Source organism: Streptomyces sp. NPDC043996, assembly GCF_056435225.1.
Map to the genome: position 1 here is coordinate 502,273 of NZ_JBWKEY010000002.1, position 18,236 is coordinate 520,508.

Sequence of the window (18,236 nt, forward strand, 5' to 3'; positions counted from 1 at the left end):
TCCGGCCAAGGACGGAGAAAGGTTGGACATTGAACAACAAGGAGGCGCTGCAGCAGCTGCTGCAGTTCAAACGCAGCCAGATCAGCCCCACCGAACTCGGCTCGCCCCAGCGCACCGGGCGCGGGCGCCGCGCCCGCGGCCTTTCGCAGGCCAGGGTGGCGCAGGAGCTGTTCGTCTCCGAGCGGACCTACGCCCTGCTGGAGCGCGGCGAGATGGCGCAGCCGTCGGCCGAGTTCCTCGACAACGTCGCGACGGTCCTTCGCATGGCGGAGCCCGAACGCACGGCGCTGTACGTCTACGCCCTCGGATACGAACCGCCCTTCCCGATGGACCCGCTGGCGGGGACCCAGGTGGGTCCGGCGTGGCTGGCCGCCGTGAACCGGGTCAAGGGACAGCCCTGCTACATCAACGACGTCGCCTGGAACGTGCTCGCGTGCAACGACGATTTCGTCCGCATGTTCCCGCAGGTGCCGGGGACGGTCCCGCGCCTGCCGGAGCGGAACCTGATGCGGTGGATGCTCCTGAGCGAGGACGCCCGGGAGTGCCACCTCGTCGACTGGGAGAAGAACTGGGCGGTGAAGGTGACGGCGCAGCTGCGCACCGCGTTCGCCGCGCACCCGCACAACAAGGACCTCCAGCGGCTCGACGAGGAGGTCCACGACGACCCCGTGGCGGGGCCCATCTACCGTCGGCACGACGTGGCGTACGTCCATCCCGACGGCGACGCGCGCCCCATGCGCCACGCCGGGATAGCGTCCCTGGGGGTCGACCGGGACCGCACGAGCCGATGTTGCGAGCGGCACGAGCCGTCCGTGCTCGGCTCGGTGACGATGTGCACCGCGCAGCCGCTGGGCTCGCCGGGCTCGCGCTTCTTCTTCCTGGTCTTCGCGCCGACGCTGCCCGCGGGCGCGGCACCGGGGGACGGGACCGCCGACGGGGAGGGCGTGGTGTCGCCGGTGCGCGGGCCGGGTGAGAATGCATGACCATGAGATCTGCTGCGCACCTCGTCCCGCTCGCCGCGGGCGTCCACGTCTGGTCCCCCGACGCCGCGGGCAGCTGGGGACTCGCCAACTGCGGCCTGCTCACGGCCGACGGGGAAGCCGCCCTGGTGGACACGCCGTACACCCTCGACCGCACCGACGACTTCCTCGCCGCGGCCCGCGCGGTGACGGGTCCCGGCACCGCGATCGGCACGGTGTTCACGACGCACGGCAACGGCGACCACGGCTGGGGCAACCAGCGCGTGGTCGGGGCGGAGATCGTCTCCACGCGCCGCACGCTGGAGCACCAGTGCTTCGAGCCGACGCCGGAGCAGCTGCGCCACCTGGTGGAGGACACCGACCCCGACGAGCCGCTCGGCTGGTACTTCCGGCGTCACTTCGGCCGGTTCGACTTCCGTGGCATCACGGTCCAGGAGCCGACCCGGACGTTCGAGGGCCGTCTGGACGTGCGCGTCGGTGACATGCCCGTACGGCTGCACGACGTGGGCCCGGCGCACACGGTGGGCGACATGGTGGTCCATCTGCCCGAGCAGCGCGTCGTGTTCGCCGGTGACGTGGTGTTCGCCGGTGACCACGTGTGTCACTGGGCGGGGCCCCTGGAGCGGGTGGTGCTCGCCTGCGAGCGCATCCTGGCCTGGGACCCCGAACTCATCGTGCCGGGGCACGGTCCCGTGCTCGACCAGAACGGGCTGCGGGCCCACCTGGCCTACCTGCGGGACCTGGCCGGGCAGGCGCACTCCTTGCACGCGCGCGGACTCACGCCGACCGAGGCCGCGCGGCACCTCATCGAGGAGGACCGCTATCCCGGACTGCACCTGCCCGAACGCATGGTGATCACCCTGGCGTCGGAGTTCCGGCACCTGGACGCGGGCGACGCCGAGCCCGACATCCTGGCCCTGATGGACGACTGCTCGCGCATCGCCTGGCAGCGCGAAGGCGCCACGGCGGTGTCCTCGGCGGGCTGAGCGCACACCACGACGGCGACAGCCGCGGGATTCCGGCCGCCGGAATCCCGCGGCTGTTCGTTTCACCGGGTGAAATCCCGGACTCCCTTGTGGGGCCGTTGAGTTGCGCGATTCTGGTGCGGCGCGATGAGGTGGTGATGCCGACGGGCCGCCCCGGTTCCGGTGGAACGTCGGCCGGCACACCGAGCGCGGTTCTCCCCCAAGTCTCGGTGAAGCGCGGGTACGGCACACGCCCCGCCGCACCCGCACGGGATGCCGTCGCCGCCCCCCGGCGGCGGCATTCGTGCCTCATCCCCACCGACGTCACGGCCGTGCGGTGCGCGGTTCGTACGAGGAGTCGGCGCCGGGACAGGTTCCGGTCGGCTCGGGCCTCTCCCGTGCGCCAGGGGGCTGGCCCCCGTACGAACTCCGCTCAACCGCGCGGCTCGGGCGTCTCGTTCACACCTCTACTTCGAGACACACCAGGCGCTTGTCCTTGCGCGCGGTCAGGGCCGCCGCCCACATGGGTTCGACGAACGGCGGGATCATCGACGTGTCGACGAGGTCCGGCGAGACGAAGGCGAACCGCCCCGGCACGTCCTCGCGCAGGGTGATGGCGCGCCGTCGCTCGGCGCTCACCTCGCCCGCGTCGAAGATGTAGTACACGCGCGGCATGCTTCCGCCGGAGTCGACCCAGGCGACCACGAGCAGGTCGCCCATCTCCACGTCCAGGCCCAGCTCCGCGCGGATCTCGCGAGCGCACGCGGCGCTCGGGTCCTCCCCTCCCTCGATGTGCCCTCCTGGCAGGTTCCAGTAGGCGCTGTACAGCGGATTCACCATCAGCACATCACCGTGCTCATCGGTGATGATGGCCCCGGCCGAGGCGGCTAGGGACGTAGCAGTCGCATCCATGGCATCTTCCTGACATTAGCCCCGTCGTGACGTGAGCACCGGCTCATGAGGAGAGGGCGGATCGGCGAGCGGGATCCCCACTCCCGCCCGGCGTGCGCGCGCACGGACGTCGCACGCACCCGGCGGCGGCACGGCCCTCGGCACCAAGACGCCCCCGCGCCTCGGAACCGGCCGTGACCACCACCCAGGGGTCTGCCGCGCCGCCAAGGAGCCTTCGCGTGGTGCTGGTGCGCGCCACTCGTCCATCGCTCCTCCCCACACCGCCGCGGGTCCCGGTCGGGGCCGCGGCGGCCCTGGCATCACCTGATGAAACGCTCGTTCCATTCGCAGGGGCCGACCAATTCCCGGAGGTCTCGCAGCGGTTGGGCGGGCGAGCCCGTGAGTGCTGCTGAGCGGCGCGGCGCCGACCGGGGCATGAGCAGGACCGTCGGCTGTTCGCCGGGGACCCCCGCCCCCACGGAAGGAGCCCGAGAACAGGCCGTACGGACGAATGGAACATCCGGGCAGGTCTCGTTCCCCGTCAGAGCCGACCTGCCCCCAGCTCTGGCGTAGACAGATCCTGATGCACTATCACAGGCGGTGTCAACGATTGAGAACGACGCATGTCATGAGGGTGCTAAGACGGACAAGCCGCGGAGGGAGCCGGGCGGCGGCTCGCACGCACGGAAACGCGCGTAGCGCCCCGCCCTACGCTCCCGCGTCGCCGCCCTCCGGGGCGCTGTCCCGTTGGCGTGACTGGAGGACCCTCACCAGCTCGTCCAGGGCCGGGAGCAGGTCCCGGAGCGTGTCGATCTGCGCCCCGTCCGCGGTGCTGCGCAGCGCCACGGAGCGCGCGCCGAGCGCCTGCAGCACCGCCCGCGTCGCCAGCTTGGGCAGGTCCTCGTGGACCATGCGGCGCAGATACGCGATCAGCGCGGCGCCCTCCGTGCGCGAGCAGAAGCCCTCCGGGGCACGGAAGAAGAGCTCGAGGCGGGCGGCGTGGTCGTGGTTCGCGCCGCGCTCGCCGTTCAGGAGGTTCGACACGTGCTGCGCGGAGATGCCCGTGGCCCGGGAGATCTCCCTGAGTCCGTACGGCTCCCTGCCCGCCGGGGTCTCCTTCAGGCGGGTGCGCTGCAGGAACCGCAGCCGCTGCTGGAACAGAGCCCTGCGGAAGCTTTCCCGCGCGTTCTTCTCGCGCGGCTCCTCCTCGGGGGGCTCGCCGCCCAACAGGGCCCGCACCCGGTCGGGTTCGATGCCCGTCGCGCGGGAGACGAGTCCCAGGTCCAGCAGACGGCCGCGCGAGGTCCCCAGGCGCGCGGCGTAGGCGTCGACGTCTTCGAGGAGACGGGCGATCTCGTGTCCGGGCGCCGGTTGGTGGTCGGCTGGGTTCACCTGAAGATCTCCATGGGCCACGGAACTCGTTGGGCGCCCTGAGAGTATCCGGCCGAACCCTCCCCGGCCAGCAACGTCCTCAATCGTTGACACGCAGGTCAGCCGTACAGTGTTCGAGTTTCGGTCAAATGCGGCGGTAGTCCGTCCCTTCGTTCCGATTCCCGCCCCCGCGCGCCCCCTTGCCACGGCCTCTCCGCCCGCCGTCCGGCACGCGCGTGCCCGGGCACGCGGGCGGCCGCCCGTCGGGGCCAACTTCCTTGGCGGAAAAGGAGAACCACGCGCGTAGCGTCCTGGCTCTCTTCCGTCGTCAACGGGCGAATCCAGCCTGATAATGTCCCTGCGCAGGTCAGCGGGCACATGCCTGTCACGTGGAGAAAACGGGGAGCGTGAAGGGCCTATGAGGAGCGCCACCACACGGGGACACCATGCGTCTCCCGCGGCGACGGCACGGCACACCGCGCCGCTGCCCCGCGCCGGGTGCGGCCCGCGGCGGGCCCGACCGGGCCGGGAGAGCTGACCCGTGCCGTTCGCCGGCGCCGCCGTACCGTGGCCCCGCACCGGCCGGGCCCGCCTCGTCGACACCTCCGCCCGGATCCGCGGCGCCGTGCGCAAGCGGCGCGCCTGGGCCCGCGCCCGGCGCCAGGCCGTCCGCATCATCCACGACGACCTGGGGCTGCGGCCCGGCCAGGGCCTCGAGGCCCTCCTCGACGCCGCCGTCCGCGAGCGCCGCAGACCCGTCACCGTCCTGAAGCTGGCGCTGCCCGCGCACGTCAGCGGCTTCTGCGTCCGGGGCGAGACGGAAGACACCATCGTCGTCACCGCCAACACCAGTGAGCGGCAAGGGCTGCACGTGCTGCTCCACGAGCTGTACCACCTGCTGTGCGGGGAGCCCCCGGAGCCGAGCCCGTCCGCCTTCGCGGCCTGTGACCTGCTCGACCTGGGCGAGCTCACCGCGCAGCTGCCCTCCCTGCCCGCCGACGTGGTGACGGAGGTGCTCACCAGGCCGGCCCAGTTGCGCGCGGGGAACGAGGCGTACGAAGAGGACGAGGAGTGGGCCGCGGAGGTCTTCGCGACCGTGGGCCTGCTGATGCTGTCCCTGGACACGGAGGAGGGCGCCGCCGCCCTCGCCCCGTCCCTCGCCCGGGGACGCGGCGACCGCTGATGTGGCACGCCGTGCTGACCTCGGTCAGCCTCACCGTCGCCGTCGGCGGTCTGGCCCTTGCCAGTGTCAAAGTCCACGCGGCCCGCCGCGATCCCGGCCCGGTCCTGACGCTCACGGCGTCGTCCCTGTTCCACGCGGCGGCGATCTTCCTGTTGGCCACGCCCGGCGGCTACCGCGCCGTCGGGGACGTGGCCGGTGTGCCCCATCTGGCCGCGCTGCTCGTGCACTGTCTGGGTCTGCTGTGCGCCGGGCACGCCCACCTCCTCGTGCACCTGTGGCATCCCGTCGACCGGACACGCGCGGCGCCCCGCCGCACGGTGATCGCCTGGTCCCTGCTCTACACCGGGGCGGCCGCCGCGATGACGGCGCTGTTCATCCAGGCGGATCCGCGCGCTCCGGCCCGGCCGCTGCTCCTCGCCGCCGACCACGCCCGGGAGCCGGGGGTCATCGCGTTCCATCTGGTGTACTTCAGCGCCCTGTGGGCCGTCGTCACCGCCACCGTCCTGAAGTGCCGCGCGCTCCTCGCGGCCCGCTCCCCCGCGCTCCCGCCGGAGCTCAGGCGCTGCGTCCGCGGCTTCGCGGCGGCGGCCGCCCTGAACCTGGTGCACGCCGTGTGCATCCTGACGGCGATGGCGGGCGCGGCGCGCGGCCACCGGCTCGACGCCCTCGCCGAGGCCGCCTGGCTGACCACGGCCGTCGGCGGCGTGGTCGCCAACTACAGCCTCGTACGGCTGCCGTTGCACGCGCGCCGCCGGGAGCGGCGCGACTACCAGACGCTGCGTCCGCTGTGGGACACCGTCGTGCGCGCCGAACCGCAGCTCGTGCTCGCGCCCGGTGTGCTGTGGGGCGGCTGGGACACCCGTATCGCCCTGTCCCGCAGGCTCGTGGAGATCCGGGACGGGGCCCGCAGCCTCAGCCCGTGGATGACCCGCGCGCCCGCCGACGCGGTGGCCCGCCTCGTCCACGACAGCGGCGGCGCGGACGCCGACGGGGGCATAGACGTCGTCGCGGCCCAGGCGGCGGCGACCCTGCTGTACGCCGCCGGGCAGCGCGGCGCGGGGCACCCGCCCGTGCCGCCCGCCCTGCGTCTGCCCGCCCTGCCGGGCGAGGACGTTCCCGCCGCCGGGGAGCGCGCCCACCTCGTCCTCGTCGCCCGGCACCTCCACCATCCGGTGGTCCTGGAGGCCCTGGCGCTCACGCGGGAGCAGAGCGGGATGACCTGCGGGGCCGGAAGGGCGTAGGCCCGCGCCGGGCGGGGCGTCATGTCGACGAGACGGAACTACCGCCTCGAAGCGCTCCGTTCGACGCCGTCCGCGGCGGCGACCGCCCCACCAGCGCCTTCCTCCGCCCCCGCCGCCGCGTCGAGGAACGGCCCCAGTTCGCCGACCACCGCCGTCAGGGCCCGTACGTCCCGTTCGGCGCGGGCGATGAGGAGGGCGCCCTCCAAGGCGCTGATCATGACGGTCGCCAGGGTGTCGGCGCGGGCGGCGGGGACGCCCATGTCCGTGAGGGCCGCGGCCACCGGGCGGGCCCAGCGGGCGAACGCGGCGGCCGCCGCCTCACGGGTGGACTCCGCGCTGTCGGCGCAGTCCACGACGGCGGCGGCGACCGGGCAGCCCGAGCCGGCCGGGGCCCGCTCCAGTTCGTCGGTCCACTGGCGGGCCATGGCGGCGAACAGACCGCTCGGCGTGGGCGCGGGCAGGCTCGCCAGGAAGCGGGCGACGCGCCCCGCCGCGTACGTCCCGCCCCACGCGACGGCTTCGTTGACCAACTGCTCCTTGCCGCCGGGGAAGTAGTGCTGGAGCGAGCCGCGCGGCGCGCCCGCGTGCGCGGCGACGTCCCGCATCCCCGTGGCGGCCGCTCCCCCGCGGCGCAGCAGCTGGGCCGCGCTGAACACCATGCGCTCGCGCGGCCCCCGCTCGGACCCCATCACCGACCTCCACGTCACGAGGCCGCGCCGGACGCCTCTCGTCCGCCGCGGGTCGGCCAGCCTATCGACGCCGCGCCCAGGGTCCGCGCGCGAGCGCCGCGCCCAAGGCGCCACGAGCGGCTACTATGACGGCTGTCATAACGGCGGCCTCGGGGCCGGAGTACGGGGGTGCGCGGTGGACGTGGGGTTCCTCGGCCTGGGATTCATGGGACAACCCATGGCGCTCCGTCTGGCCCGCTCCGGCCTGGCGCTGACCGTCTGGAGCCGCACCGCCGCGAAGTGCGAGCCGCTGCGCGCCGCCGGGGCGCACGTGGCGGCCGACGCCGACGAGGTGTTCGCGGCGGCGCCCGTCGTGATCCTCATGCTCGCGGGCGACGAGGCGATCGACACCGTCATCGGCCGGGGCACACCGGACTTCGCCGCGCGCGTCGCCGACCGCACCGTCGTCCACATGGGCACGACCTCTCCCGGCTACTCGCGGGGCCTGGAGGCCGACGTCCGCGCGGCGGGCGGACGCTATGTGGAGGCACCCGTGTCCGGCTCCCGCGTGCCCGCCGAGACCGGCCGGCTCGTCGCCATGCTGGCGGGGGACGCCGAGGCCGTGGCGACGGTACGCCCGCTGCTCGGGCCCCTGTGCCACGAGACGTTCGACTGCGGGGCCGTCCCGAACGCGCTCCTGATGAAGCTGTCGGTGAACCTGTTCCTGATCACCACGGTCACCGGACTCGCGGAGTCGTTCCACTTCGCCGAGCGGCAGGGCCTGGACACGCGGCAGTTCCTCGACGTGCTCGACGCGGGACCGATGGCCAGCGGCGTCTCGCGGATGAAGGCGCCCAAGCTGCTCGCCCGCGACTTCGGCGTACAGGCCGCCGCCCTGGACGTCCTGATGAACAATCAGCTGGTCGCCGGTGCCGCCCGCGCGTCCGGGGTGGCGTCGCCGCTCCTGGACGTGTGCCACGCGCTGTTCGCGGACACGGTGGCGCTGGGGCACGGGGACGCGGACATGGTCGCTGTGCTGCGCGCCATCGAGGCGCGCACGGCGGGCGTCACGCCGCACGCCCGCCGGGACTGAGACAGAGCCCCTTTCAGGCCTGCCCCTCCTCAGCGCAGCAGGCGGCCCAGCAGCGCGATGCCTTCACCGATGTCCGTCGGCGTGCTCGCGGCATAGCCGAGCACGAGCCCGGGGCGGTGCGGGAGCTGGGTGTGCCAGGACAGGGGCTGCACCTTCACCCCGTGCTCCAGGGCCGCCGCGGCCAGCTCGGCGTCGTCCTGTCCTGCGTGGGCCGCGGAGAGCGTCACCATCAGGTGCAGGCCCGCGGCGGCGCCGTGCACGACGGCGCCGGGGAGGTGGGTGCGGATGGCGTCGATCATCGTGTCGCGGCGGGCCCGGTGGCGTCCACGCAGCAGGCGCAGATGGCGTTCCAGGCCGCCGGATTCCATCAGCCGGGCGAGCACCAGCTGCGGCAGCGCCGCGTTGCCCAGGTCGGCGAAGCGCTTGGCGTCGACCAGGGCGGCGTGGAACCCGCGCGGCGCGAGCAGCCAGCCCACGCGCAGCGCGGGGGCGAGGAGCTTGGACACGCTGCCCGCGTACGCGACGCTGTCGGGGAGCGTGGAGCGCAGCGCGGGCACGGGCGGCCGGTCGTAGCGGTGCTCGGCGTCGTAGTCGTCCTCGATGATCAGCCCGCCGTCCCCGGCCCACCCGGCCAGTTCGCGGCGCCGGACGCCGTCGAGCACCACACCCGTCGGGAACTGGTGCGCCGGGGTCAGCAGGACCGCCGGGGCCCCGGTGGCCCGCAGCGCGTCCACGCGCACGCCCCGCGCGTCCACGGGCACGGGCGGCGCCTGGAGTCCGGACACGCACAGGTGCTGGCGCAGCCCCAGGGAGCTCGGGTCCTCGATCGCCACCTGGGAGATCCCCGCCGCCCTGAGCACCGCGGCGAGCAGGCCGAGCGCCTGCGCGGTGCCGCCGACGACGAGCACCTCGTCCGGGTCGGCCGCGATGCCCCGGCTGCGGGCGAGCCAGCGCGCGACGGCGCGGCGCAGGGCCGGGGTGCCGCGCGGATCCCCGTACCCGAAGTCGGAGGGGACGAGTTCGGCGAGCACGGACCGTTCGGCGCGCAGCCAGGCGGCGCGCGGGAACGCGGCGAGGTCGGGCAGTCCGGGCGAGAGGTCGATGCGGGCGGGCGCGGCGCGCAGGGCGTCGAAGACGTCGGTGCCGGGCGGCGTCAGGAACAGCGGGCCCGCGCCAGGGCCGCTCCCGTCCCTCGTCGTGCGCGGGCGGGGCGGTGCGGCGAGGGGCGCGCCCACCACGACCGTGCCGCCGCGGCCCCGGCCCGCGACGTGCCCGTCCTCCGTCAGGCGCCGGTAGGCCTCCGTGACCACGCCCCGCGATACGCCGAGTTCGGCGGCGAGGACGCGGGTGGCGGGCAGTCTGCTGCCGACTGGCAGCAGCCCCTCGGCGACCGCGCGCCGGACCTGCCGGGCCAGCCAGTCCGCCAGCTGGCCCCGGGGGACGTCGGCGGTGTTCAGCTGGAGGAAGTCGGAGGCGGGCGGGGACGGGGGCTGAGGCGCGCACTCAGCCGCGTACGCAGAACCGCGCTCAGATGTGGATATGGACCTGTCGGATGGAGATCCATTGGACCTGTTCACAGATCCATTGTGACGACAGAGTCAAGCCATGGAGTTTCTGCTGACCACGTTCGTGATGACCGTGACACCGGGCACCGGTGTCCTCTACACCGTCTCGGCTGGCCTGACGCGCGGCGCCCGCGCCAGTCTCGTCGCGGCCGTCGGCTGCACCGTGGGCATCGTTCCGCACATGCTGGCGGCGATCACGGGCCTGGCCGCGCTGCTGCACACCAGCGCGCTCGCCTTCCAGACGCTGAAGTACCTCGGAGTCGCCTACCTCCTGTACATGGCGTGGAAGACCCTGCGGGACACCAGCGCGCTCACCGTCCGGCCGGACGACGCGCCGCGCTCGGCGGCGGGCGTGATCGTGGACGCCGTGCTCCTGAACCTCCTCAACCCCAAACTCACCCTGTTCTTCTTCGCGTTCCTGCCCCAGTTCGTGCCCGATGACCATCCGCACGCACTGGCGCGCATGCTCGAACTGAGCGGCTACTTCATGCTGTTGACGTTCGTCGTGTTCGCCGCGTACGGGCGGTTCGCCGCGGCGATGCGGGACCACGTCATCGCGCGGCCCGCCGTGGTGACGTGGCTGCGCCGCGCCTTCGCGGGCGCCTTCGCCGCGCTCGGCGCCAAGCTCGCCCTCTCCTGACGATCGACGATCGGAAGCAACCGTGCACTTCCAGCACTCCCCCGCCCTCTGGCGGGACTTCCCGGCGCTGGTCCCCGGCGTCCTCCGCGCCCGCGGCATCACCGCCGACGCCCCCGTTGACCTGCCCGTCGCCCACTACGGCGCGACCGCGGCCGAGCGGCTCGCGGCGGCGCCGGAGAGCCAGTTCCCCGAAGTGCGGTCCTGGCGGCGCGCGTTCTCCGCGCTCGGCCTCAAACCCACCCAGTACCGGTGCGCCTCGGAGTCCCTCCTGCGCCGCTACCGCAAGGAGGGCTCCCTGCCCCGCATCCACCCCCTCATCGACCTGTGCAACGCCGTGTCCCTCGCGTACGGCATCCCGGTCGGCGTCTTCGACCTCTCCCGGATCGAGGGGAACCTCGAAGTGCGGTACGCCGACGGGGACGAGGTCTATGAGTCGTTCTCCGGCGCTGTCGAGCGGCCCGACGCCCGCGAGGTCGTCTTCGCCGACGACGGGCGCCGGGCGCACGCCCGCCGCTGGACCAACCGCCAGAGCGGGTACTCGGCCGTACGGGAGAGCACGACCGACGTCCTGATCATCGCCGAGGCCCTGCACGACAGCGCCCCGCAGGACGTCCCGAAGCTGGTGGCGGCGCTCGCCGACGAACTGCGCTCCGCGTGGCCGACCGACCCGACGACGGCGGTCCTCACTCAGCGGGCCCCGCTGTTCACCTGCTGAGCGCGCGTCATCCGCGTAGCCACCGGTTCAGGCGCCGTACTCCACCAGAGAGGTGCCGAGGACCACGCGGCGGGCCTCCCGGCGCGGGCGGGTCCCGGCTTCGCGCATGCGGTCGAGCAGCAACCGGCCCGCCTCGCGTCCCAGTTCGTCGCTGTCGTACGTGACGAGGGTGAGCGGCAGGCCGAGCGCGTCGGCCAGTTCGAAGTCGTCGAAGCCCGCCAGGGCGGTGTCCGCGCGGGCGGCCCGCAGGGCGCGGAAGGCTCCTATGGTGTTGCGGTTGTTGGAGCAGAACAGGGCCGTCGGCGGCTCCGGCAGGGCCAGCAGCGCGGCCGCCGCGCGCTCCGCCTCGTGGGGCCGCCGCTGGCCCTGGCGGACGTGCCGCTCATCGGGGGCCAGGGCCTCGGCGGCGAGGGCGGCGCGGTAGCCGCGCAGGCGCTCGGTGCCGGTGTAGACGGTGGCGGGCGAGCCCAGGAAGCCGATGCGGCGGTGGCCGCGGGCGAGCAGCCGCGCGGTGGCGTCCCGGGCGCCCCCGAAGTCGTCCACCAGCACGCAGTCGGCGGCGAAGCCCTCGGGCGGGCGGCTGGCGAGGACCACCGGCACGCCGCCCGCGGCCGCGAAGGACAGGTGGCGCTGGTCGTCCCCGGCGGGCACGGCGATGACGCCGTCCACGCGCCGCGCGACGAGGTCGGCGACCAGGTCCCGTTCCGCGTCGAGGTCCTGGCCGGTGTTGCCGATGACCGTCTTGAAGCCGTCGGCGGCGAGCACGGAGTCGACGCCGAGCGCGAGCCGCGAGTAGAAGGGGTTGGCGAGGTTGGTGACGACGAGGCCGACCAGGCCCGTGCCCCGGCCCAGGCGCAGCCTGCGGGCCAGTTCGTTGGGCCGGTAGCCGAGTTCGGCGGCCGCGGCGCGGACCCGGTCGCGGGTCGCGGGCAGCACCCGGGGGTCGTCGCGCAGCACCCGCGAGGCGGTCATGGCGCTGACCTCGGCCCGCTCGGCGACGTCCCGCAGGGTGGGCTGACCGCTCCTCGGGTCACGCGGGCTCGCGGGCATGGCGCGGCCTTCCTTTCCGTACCGGGCTCGGACGCGGGCTCGGGCTCGGACGCGGGCTTCGGCGGACTCCACGGAGTCCCGGGCCCCACGGGCCCCTCGGCGCCGCGCTCAGCCCGCCGTCCCCGCGTGCGCGGCGGCGCCGAGCAGCGCCGCGTCCTGGCCGAGCGCGGCGGCGCGGAGCCTGACCGGAGTATCCCCCAGACCGGCGCGCAGCGCGGGCCCGACCAGGTCCCAGGACGCGGCGAGGCCACCGCCCACGACGAGCGCGGTGGCGCCGAAGTCCCTGAGGTACGGGGCGAGTACGGCGCCCAGCGGCGTGAGCGCCCCGCGCAGGACGCGGGCCGCGCGCTCCTCGCCCGCGCGGGCGCGCGCGGCGACGTCCCGCAGGTCAGCGCCGCGCTCGCCGTAGCGGGCGAGGATGGCACGCCGGGACACGGTGTCCTCCAGGGGGCGCCCGTCGGCCTCGGCGAGGTCGATCCGGCCGAGCGGGGGCACTCCGGGTCCTTCGTGGCGCACGTCGCCGCCGTCGAGGAAGGCAGAGCCGACCCCCGTGCCGAGGGTGACGCCGACGCACCGGCGGTGCCCGCGCGCGGCACCGGCGTGCCACTCGCCGAGCGCGAAGGCGTGCGCGTCGTTGAGGAACACCACGCGCGCGGGCCGGGGCCGGATGCCGTCGCCCAGCACGGAGCCGACGTCGATGCCGTACAGGTCGTCGAACTTGCCGACGCCCTCGAAGCGCGCGACGCCCTGGTCGTAGTCGAAGGGGCCGGGGACGGCGACGCCCCACCGGCCACCCGCGGGCGCGTCGAGGTCGCCCGCGCAGCGGACGACGGCGCCGAGGACGTGTTCGGCGCTGCCGCGCGCGTCCAACTCACGGCGCACGCGGCGCACGACGCGCGTACCGTCGGCGCCCCGCACGAGGGCGGCCGTGACATGGGTGCCGCCGAGTTCCAGGACGGGTCTCATCGGCGGGGCGGCTCCGCGCGCTCGCTGACCAGCGCCTTGACGACCTTCGCCGGGCCGCCGCGCGCCGCGATCCGGTAGGGGCCGACCGCCGCGGGGACGGTGAGCGTCTCCGCGTACGCCAGCGGGTGGCTCTCGCCCGCGGCCGTGCGGATCTCCACGCCCCGCCCCTCGACGACGTTCAGGACGTGGAAGCGCCCCGCGGTGTCGTCCGTCGCCTCGGCGTCGGCGTCCAGGGCGAAGCGCCGCACCTCGTAGAACATCTCGTCGAGGGCGCCGATGAGCTCCTCGCGCCAGCCCTTCCCGGAGCGCAGCACGCGCGGCTCCTGGACGAGGTCGCGGGCGACCGCGTCGCCGCGCCGCGCGGTGTCCAGGTTCGCCAGGCCGTGTTCGTAGGGCAGCGGGCGCGGGCGGCCGTCGGCGTCGGGGCGCAGCCAGTCGTAGAAGCGCAGGCTGTACAGGTACGGGGTGGCGCTGATCTCCAGGACGAGGTTGCCCGCGCCGCTGGCGTGCGGGGTGCCCGCGGGGATGAGGAAGAGGCGGCCCTGGTCGGCGGGGAAGGTCTGGACGTGGTCCTCGGGGTCCATGGGCACGCCGTCCCGGGCGGCCTCCTCGACCTCCTTGCGGAACAGGTCGGTGTCGGCGTCCTCGCGCAGCCCGAGGAACACGCGCGCGCCGGGGCCGCCGAGCGTCATGTAGTACGACTCGTGCTGGGTGTAGGGCCAGCCGAACCGCTCGCGCATGTACCGCTCGCGCGGGTGGCAGTGCACGGACAGGTTGCCGCCGTCGACGGTGTCCAGGTAGTCGAAGCGGATCGGGAAGGACGTGCCGAAGCGGGCGTGCGCGTCGGGGCCGAGCAGGGCCACGGGGTGCAGGACGCACAGGAGTTGGAAGGGGATCTCGGCCTGGAGGCCCGGGTCGTCGCCGATGAGGATGCCCGACTCGGGGGCGATGAGCTCGTAGCCGAGGGCGGTGTTGCGGGTGCCCGGGTTGAAGCCGAGCGCGTTCTGCGCCCAATGGCCGCCCCAGGGCGTGGAGTTGAAGTAAGGGCGGGTGCGCACGGGTCTGCGGGCGAGGTCGGCGAGGGTGGCGCGCAGGCCGTCGCCGTCCAGGTAGACGGGCCGCCGGGCGTCCCGCAGGTCGAGCCAGGCGTCGACGCGCGGGGCGAGGGCGTCGCGGTGGCGGTCGAGGATGGGCCAGTCGGTGTAGAACAGCCGTCTGAGGTCGGGGGGTTCGCCGGGCAGGCCGAGGTGGCGACCGGTGCCCGCGGTGACGGCCGCCTCCGCGTACCGCTTGGGCACGTCGGCGTACCACAGCACGTCGTGCGGGACGAGGGCGGCGCCGGGGCCGTGCACGAGGAGCAGGCCCGTCACCGGGCGCCCGGGGCGCGGGAGTTCGTCGAAGAGGTCGCTGAGGGGGTTGGTGGCGAGCTTGCGGTAGTAGGGGTCGTCCGCGCCGTCGTCGGTGCGGCGGCGCACCTCGTCGGGCGGCGCGTAGTGCGCGCGGACGTCGAGGGCCCGGACGGGGACGGCGAGTTCGTCGGCGAGGCGGGCGGCCAGGGCGGCGAAGTCCACCGACGGCGGCCCCTCCACCGCCACCGTCGCCGGGCCTGCGGGCAGCTGGGCGGCCACGGCGGGCCAGCCGGTGGCCATCACGGCCCCCGGCGCGGGGCCGTAACACGGGTCGAGCCGGTACACACGTTCTCCTTAACCGGTGGGCAGCCGAGCAGCGTGACAGCTCCCTCAGGGGCGTACGACGAGCACCGCCGCCGTGCCGAGGGCGGGCAGGGCGACCGTCACCTCCCCGTTGGCCAGCGGCAGTCGCTCGCCGCGGCCGCCCAGGTAGTCGGCCTCGTAGGCGGCGGACGCCGGGAAGCCGATCCACAGGGAGCACTCCACTCCCTCCTCGGCGAAGGACTGCAGGCGCAGCAGTGTCTCGCCCGCGCGGGGAGTCGTGGCGCCGACCAGGCGCACACGGGGGTCGTCCAGGTCGAGGAAGGAGTGGGTCACGGGAGCGTCGCCCGCGGCGCCGCGGGCGCGCACGGCCCGCAGCGGCCTGCTCCACGCCGCCGCCGTCCGGGTCCCGAGCCCGGACGCCGTCGGCCCGCAGGCGACGCTGTAGCGGAAGGTGAAGGCGAAGCCCTGCTCGCTCGGGAAGTTGGTGTCCCAGAGGTTGTTGTGGATCCAGGAGAAGACCGTCGCGGGCTCGTCGTGGCCGAGGGTCTTGGGGAACGGCGCGTAGGGCAGCGCGATGTTGCCGAACTGCACCAGCGGCGCGTCCTGTGTGGACCAGGCGACGCCGAGGTCGTCGTCGGCGAGGGTCACCCAGCGGCGCACGGCCCGCATGTGCAGGGCGGAGCCCGGCACCACCGGCAGTCCGGTACCGGTGGTGCCGCCGGAGGCCTCCATGCGGACGATGGGGTGGTCGAAGGCGAAGGGGAAGGCGAAGTAGGCGCTCTCCTTGCCCAGGGTGCGGTCCTTGTCGAGGCGGTTCTCGATGTCGAGGCGGGGCACCCCGTGGGCCAGGGTGAGGGTGACGCGCAGCCGGTTGGCGCCCGCCGGGTGGGTCTCGTACGTGAGCGACTCGGCGGTCTCCGTGGACCGCCGCGCGATCAGCGCGGCCGGTGGGGCGACGGCGCGCCGCCCCAGGTGTTCCAGGCGTGCGGACGCGGTCGTGCGGCTGGAGTTGTGGTTGAAGGCGCCCGCGGTGGTGTAGCTGTCGTGGACGTAGCCGTTGAAGCCGACGATCGCGTCCTGGCGGACGAGTTCGCGGCCGGTGGCCTTGTCGACGACGGAGGCGACGCAGGCGTGCGCGAGGTCGACGCGGACGGCGAGGTACTCGTTCTCCAGGAGCGTCGGATCGGGGCGGGCCGCGGCCAGGGCGGCGCTCTCGGCGGGGTCCTCGCGCTCGGTGGTGCCGGTGGGGTTCCAGCCGGTGGCCGCCTTGACGGCGGCCGTCGGTGCCGCCGCCGCCCGTTCGGCGTCGGCGCGCACGTCCAGGCGCACCGTCCCGGCCGAGGGCACCTCGTCCACGCGGACCAGCAGGAAGCGGCCCGCGTCGCGGTGGTCGTCGTTGGTCTGCGGCCGCTCCTCGTGGGCGAGGGCGCGCTCGTCGCGGGCGTCGTACACGGTGACGGCCCTGTCCAGCGCCACCGTGCTCTCCGGCAGGAAGATCCGGACGACGTCGGTGCGCGGCCAGGAGCAGGTGTTGACGACGTGGTACGACGCGACGGCGTCCGGCGCCGCCGCCAGGCGCTGCCCGAGCCGGGCGCTCGCCCGGCGCAGCAGCGACCGGCCATCGTCGTGGGCGCGCAGGGCCTGGCCGTACTTCCAGTGCCACTGCTGCTCACCGGAGTGGCCGCCCTCGTCGCCGTGGGTCCAGGGGTCGCCGGCGCCCCAGGTGTGCTCGTCGAAGAGCGACACCGCTTCATAGACACCGGCCGCGTCACGCGTGTCGTCCTCGGCCCCCGTGGCGTCGAGGAGGGCGGCGAACGTGCCGATGGTCTGGGCGTCGGCGACCACTGACTGGGCGGTGCGGGCCAGCGACAGCGGGCGCGCGCCGGCGCCCACCCCGTCGACCCACCAGTCGGTCCAGTCGCCTTCGAAGGTGCGGATCTCCCCGCCGACGCGGGCCTCCGCGTCCCGGAAGAAGTCCTCGTTGCGCGAGAGCCTGAGGCGCGGGTACGCCCAGGTCTCGTTCCAGCGGCGGACGGTGTCGGCGATGACGCGGCGCGGTGGCGCGTTGTCGCCGAACTTGCCCTGGACCCGCAGGTGCAGGACGTCCCAGGGGTAGGGCTCGCGCTTGACCTCCGCGTCGTCCATGGCCCAGCCGAAGATGCCGCCGCGGTAGGGGTAGGGGTTCGTGGCCAAGGAGGTCAGATAGGCGGGCAGGAGGTCGTCGACGTCGCCGTAGGAGGTGTCGAAGCCCAGCAGCGGGCCCTCCATGTAGGCGAGGCCGTGCGGGGTGTCAGTGACCCACACCAGGACGCTGTTGCCGCTGGGGGCGCGCCAGCGGAACAGCCGCGGCAGCCGCTCGCCGCCCACGAGGTGCGGCACCGAGCGGCCCGCCCAGTTGTGCGCGACGGACAGATAGCGCACGCCCGCCGCGGCCAGGGCGTCGACGAGGCCGACGACCGCGCCGGGCACGTCGGTCTGCATCGCGGCCGTGAGGTGGACGCCGTGGCGCTCGCGCACGTCCCGCGCCAGGCGCAGGAGTTCGTGCAGCTCGTCGGTGGAGCAGGTCTCGGTGTGCAGGTTGAACGGCAGCGCCGTCAGCTCGATGCGCCCCTCCCGCACCCGGCGCAGCAGCTCGTCGACCTGCTCCGCGGGGCGGGCCTCGGTCCACTGCCGGAACGACCACAGCGATTCGACGCACCACCGGAACCGGGACTCGGCGGGCCAGTCGTCGGTCTCCCGGGTCAGCTCCAGACACGAATCCAGGAACGACAGGTGCTCGCTGAGGACCTGTCCTTGCGGGTCGGTGTAGCCGATGTCGAGGTGCGAGTGGTGCACCAGGTGGACGGTCCACTGACGCTGCGGCGACAGCTGTACGTCGATGGTGTCGCCGCCGTCGCCCGGCAGGCCCACGGTGAGGCGGGTCGGCGCGTCCACGGCGGGCAGCAGCAGCCGGGCGCCGCCGTGGGGCCCTGGCACGCGCTCGGTCCGCACGGCCGTGCCCGACTCGGTGCGCACCACGAGCTCATCGGGCAGCGGGGAGGCGCCCGCCGGTTCGGCCCGCAGCGACTGGAGCAGCGTCCCGTCGTCCGCGTACCGCATCAGGGGTTCCTCGATCAGCCTCAGCGCGGCGCCGTAGAGGGTGCCCTCGGCGCTGACGACGCCGGAGCGCAGGCTGGCGCGGACGCGCTCGTTGTCCCAGTCGGCGGTGCGGACCAGGGCCCGTGTGGTCATGCGG

Annotated in this window: 15 protein-coding genes; 7 read left to right on the forward strand and 8 right to left on the reverse strand. The window is 74.4% G+C overall.

The genetic code is table 11. From position 1 onward, the window contains the following. Positions 1-29: 29 nt before the first annotated feature. Both AC07A4_RS06290 and AC07A4_RS06295 read left to right on the forward strand, forming a co-directional pair. Positions 30-983, forward strand: coding sequence for a helix-turn-helix domain-containing protein (locus AC07A4_RS06290; RefSeq protein WP_478593710.1), 954 nt, complete (start codon positions 30-32; stop codon positions 981-983). A gap of 2 nt (positions 984-985) precedes the next feature. After that, positions 986-1,966: an MBL fold metallo-hydrolase gene (locus AC07A4_RS06295; protein ID WP_478593712.1), complete on the forward strand. Its 981-nt coding sequence runs from the start codon at positions 986-988 to the stop codon at positions 1,964-1,966. A 438-nt stretch (positions 1,967-2,404) separates the two neighbouring features. Here AC07A4_RS06295 and AC07A4_RS06300 read toward each other — a convergent pair whose 3' ends face one another. Together AC07A4_RS06300 and AC07A4_RS06305 are read right to left on the reverse strand one after the other, a co-directional pair. Further along, on the reverse strand, positions 2,405-2,857 hold the full coding sequence (locus tag AC07A4_RS06300) for an NUDIX domain-containing protein (RefSeq protein ID WP_478593715.1): 453 nt from the start codon (positions 2,855-2,857) through the stop codon (positions 2,405-2,407). A 687-nt stretch (positions 2,858-3,544) separates the two neighbouring features. Continuing rightward, complete coding sequence (locus tag AC07A4_RS06305; protein ID WP_478593718.1) at positions 3,545-4,228, reverse strand: hypothetical protein; 684 nt, start codon at positions 4,226-4,228, stop codon at positions 3,545-3,547. 520 nt (positions 4,229-4,748) lie between these two features. On the opposite strand from AC07A4_RS06305, the gene AC07A4_RS06310 reads away from it, so the two are divergent. Together AC07A4_RS06310 and AC07A4_RS06315 are read left to right on the forward strand one after the other, a co-directional pair. Beyond that, positions 4,749-5,390, forward strand: coding sequence for a hypothetical protein (locus AC07A4_RS06310; RefSeq protein WP_478593720.1), 642 nt, complete (start codon positions 4,749-4,751; stop codon positions 5,388-5,390). A gap of 11 nt (positions 5,391-5,401) precedes the next feature. Beyond that, complete coding sequence (locus AC07A4_RS06315) at positions 5,402-6,631, forward strand: MAB_1171c family putative transporter (protein WP_478593723.1); 1,230 nt, start codon at positions 5,402-5,404, stop codon at positions 6,629-6,631. Positions 6,632-6,669: 38 nt separating this feature from the next. Here the strand turns inward: AC07A4_RS06315 and AC07A4_RS06320 are convergent, their stop codons facing one another. Then, positions 6,670-7,320 carry a TetR/AcrR family transcriptional regulator gene (locus tag AC07A4_RS06320; protein ID WP_478593725.1) on the reverse strand — a complete coding sequence of 217 codons (651 nt, stop codon included), beginning with the start codon at positions 7,318-7,320 and terminating at the stop codon, positions 6,670-6,672. A 175-nt stretch (positions 7,321-7,495) separates the two neighbouring features. Between AC07A4_RS06320 and AC07A4_RS06325 the strand changes: the two genes are divergently transcribed. Next, entirely contained in the window at positions 7,496-8,392 is an 897-nt protein-coding gene (locus AC07A4_RS06325; protein ID WP_478593727.1) for an NAD(P)-dependent oxidoreductase, read from the forward strand. A gap of 29 nt (positions 8,393-8,421) precedes the next feature. On the opposite strand, the gene pdxR is transcribed toward AC07A4_RS06325, so the two are convergent. Further along, on the reverse strand, positions 8,422-9,969 hold the full coding sequence (pdxR, locus tag AC07A4_RS06330) for a MocR-like pyridoxine biosynthesis transcription factor PdxR (RefSeq protein ID WP_478593729.1): 1,548 nt from the start codon (positions 9,967-9,969) through the stop codon (positions 8,422-8,424). Between the two features lie 28 nt (positions 9,970-9,997). Here pdxR and AC07A4_RS06335 point away from each other — a divergent pair, with 28 nt between their 5' ends. Together AC07A4_RS06335 and AC07A4_RS06340 are read left to right on the forward strand one after the other, a co-directional pair. Next, positions 9,998-10,597, forward strand: a complete 600-nt coding sequence (locus AC07A4_RS06335; RefSeq protein ID WP_478593731.1) for a LysE family translocator — start codon at positions 9,998-10,000, stop codon at positions 10,595-10,597. 22 nt (positions 10,598-10,619) lie between these two features. Then, the gene (locus AC07A4_RS06340; protein WP_478593733.1) at positions 10,620-11,312 is read left to right on the forward strand and encodes a B3/B4 domain-containing protein; all 693 of its coding nucleotides are present in this window, start codon (positions 10,620-10,622) and stop codon (positions 11,310-11,312) included. Between the two features lie 27 nt (positions 11,313-11,339). Here the strand turns inward: AC07A4_RS06340 and AC07A4_RS06345 are convergent, their stop codons facing one another. From AC07A4_RS06345 to AC07A4_RS06360, 4 genes are all read right to left on the reverse strand, one after another. Next, positions 11,340-12,362: a LacI family DNA-binding transcriptional regulator gene (locus tag AC07A4_RS06345; protein ID WP_478593734.1), complete on the reverse strand. Its 1,023-nt coding sequence runs from the start codon at positions 12,360-12,362 to the stop codon at positions 11,340-11,342. A 108-nt stretch (positions 12,363-12,470) separates the two neighbouring features. Next, a complete protein-coding gene (locus tag AC07A4_RS06350; RefSeq protein WP_478593736.1) occupies positions 12,471-13,328 on the reverse strand; it encodes an ROK family protein in 858 nt (285 codons plus the stop codon). Beyond that, positions 13,325-15,022 (reverse strand): class I mannose-6-phosphate isomerase, encoded by a 1,698-nt coding sequence (locus AC07A4_RS06355; RefSeq protein ID WP_478593739.1) that lies wholly within the window; start codon positions 15,020-15,022, stop codon positions 13,325-13,327. Before AC07A4_RS06355 ends, AC07A4_RS06350 begins: the two co-directional genes overlap by 4 nt. A 45-nt stretch (positions 15,023-15,067) precedes the next feature. After that, positions 15,068-18,232 (reverse strand): glycoside hydrolase family 38 N-terminal domain-containing protein, encoded by a 3,165-nt coding sequence (locus tag AC07A4_RS06360; protein WP_478593741.1) that lies wholly within the window; start codon positions 18,230-18,232, stop codon positions 15,068-15,070. Positions 18,233-18,236 lie beyond the last annotated feature (4 nt).

Bases quoted from the DNA above. Each gene is read 5' to 3' on its own strand.
- AC07A4_RS06295 (WP_478593712.1), top strand. From the start codon at position 986: ATGAGATCTGCTGCGCACCTCGTCCCGCTCGCCGCGGGCGTCCACGTC.
- AC07A4_RS06300 (WP_478593715.1), bottom strand. From the start codon at position 2,857: ATGGATGCGACTGCTACGTCCCTAGCCGCCTCGGCCGGGGCCATCATC.
- AC07A4_RS06320 (WP_478593725.1), bottom strand. From the start codon at position 7,320: ATGGGGTCCGAGCGGGGGCCGCGCGAGCGCATGGTGTTCAGCGCGGCC.
- AC07A4_RS06335 (WP_478593731.1), top strand. From the start codon at position 9,998: ATGGAGTTTCTGCTGACCACGTTCGTGATGACCGTGACACCGGGCACC.
- AC07A4_RS06345 (WP_478593734.1), bottom strand. From the start codon at position 12,362: ATGCCCGCGAGCCCGCGTGACCCGAGGAGCGGTCAGCCCACCCTGCGG.
- AC07A4_RS06350 (WP_478593736.1), bottom strand. From the start codon at position 13,328: ATGAGACCCGTCCTGGAACTCGGCGGCACCCATGTCACGGCCGCCCTC.
- AC07A4_RS06360 (WP_478593741.1), bottom strand. From the start codon at position 18,232: ATGACCACACGGGCCCTGGTCCGCACCGCCGACTGGGACAACGAGCGC.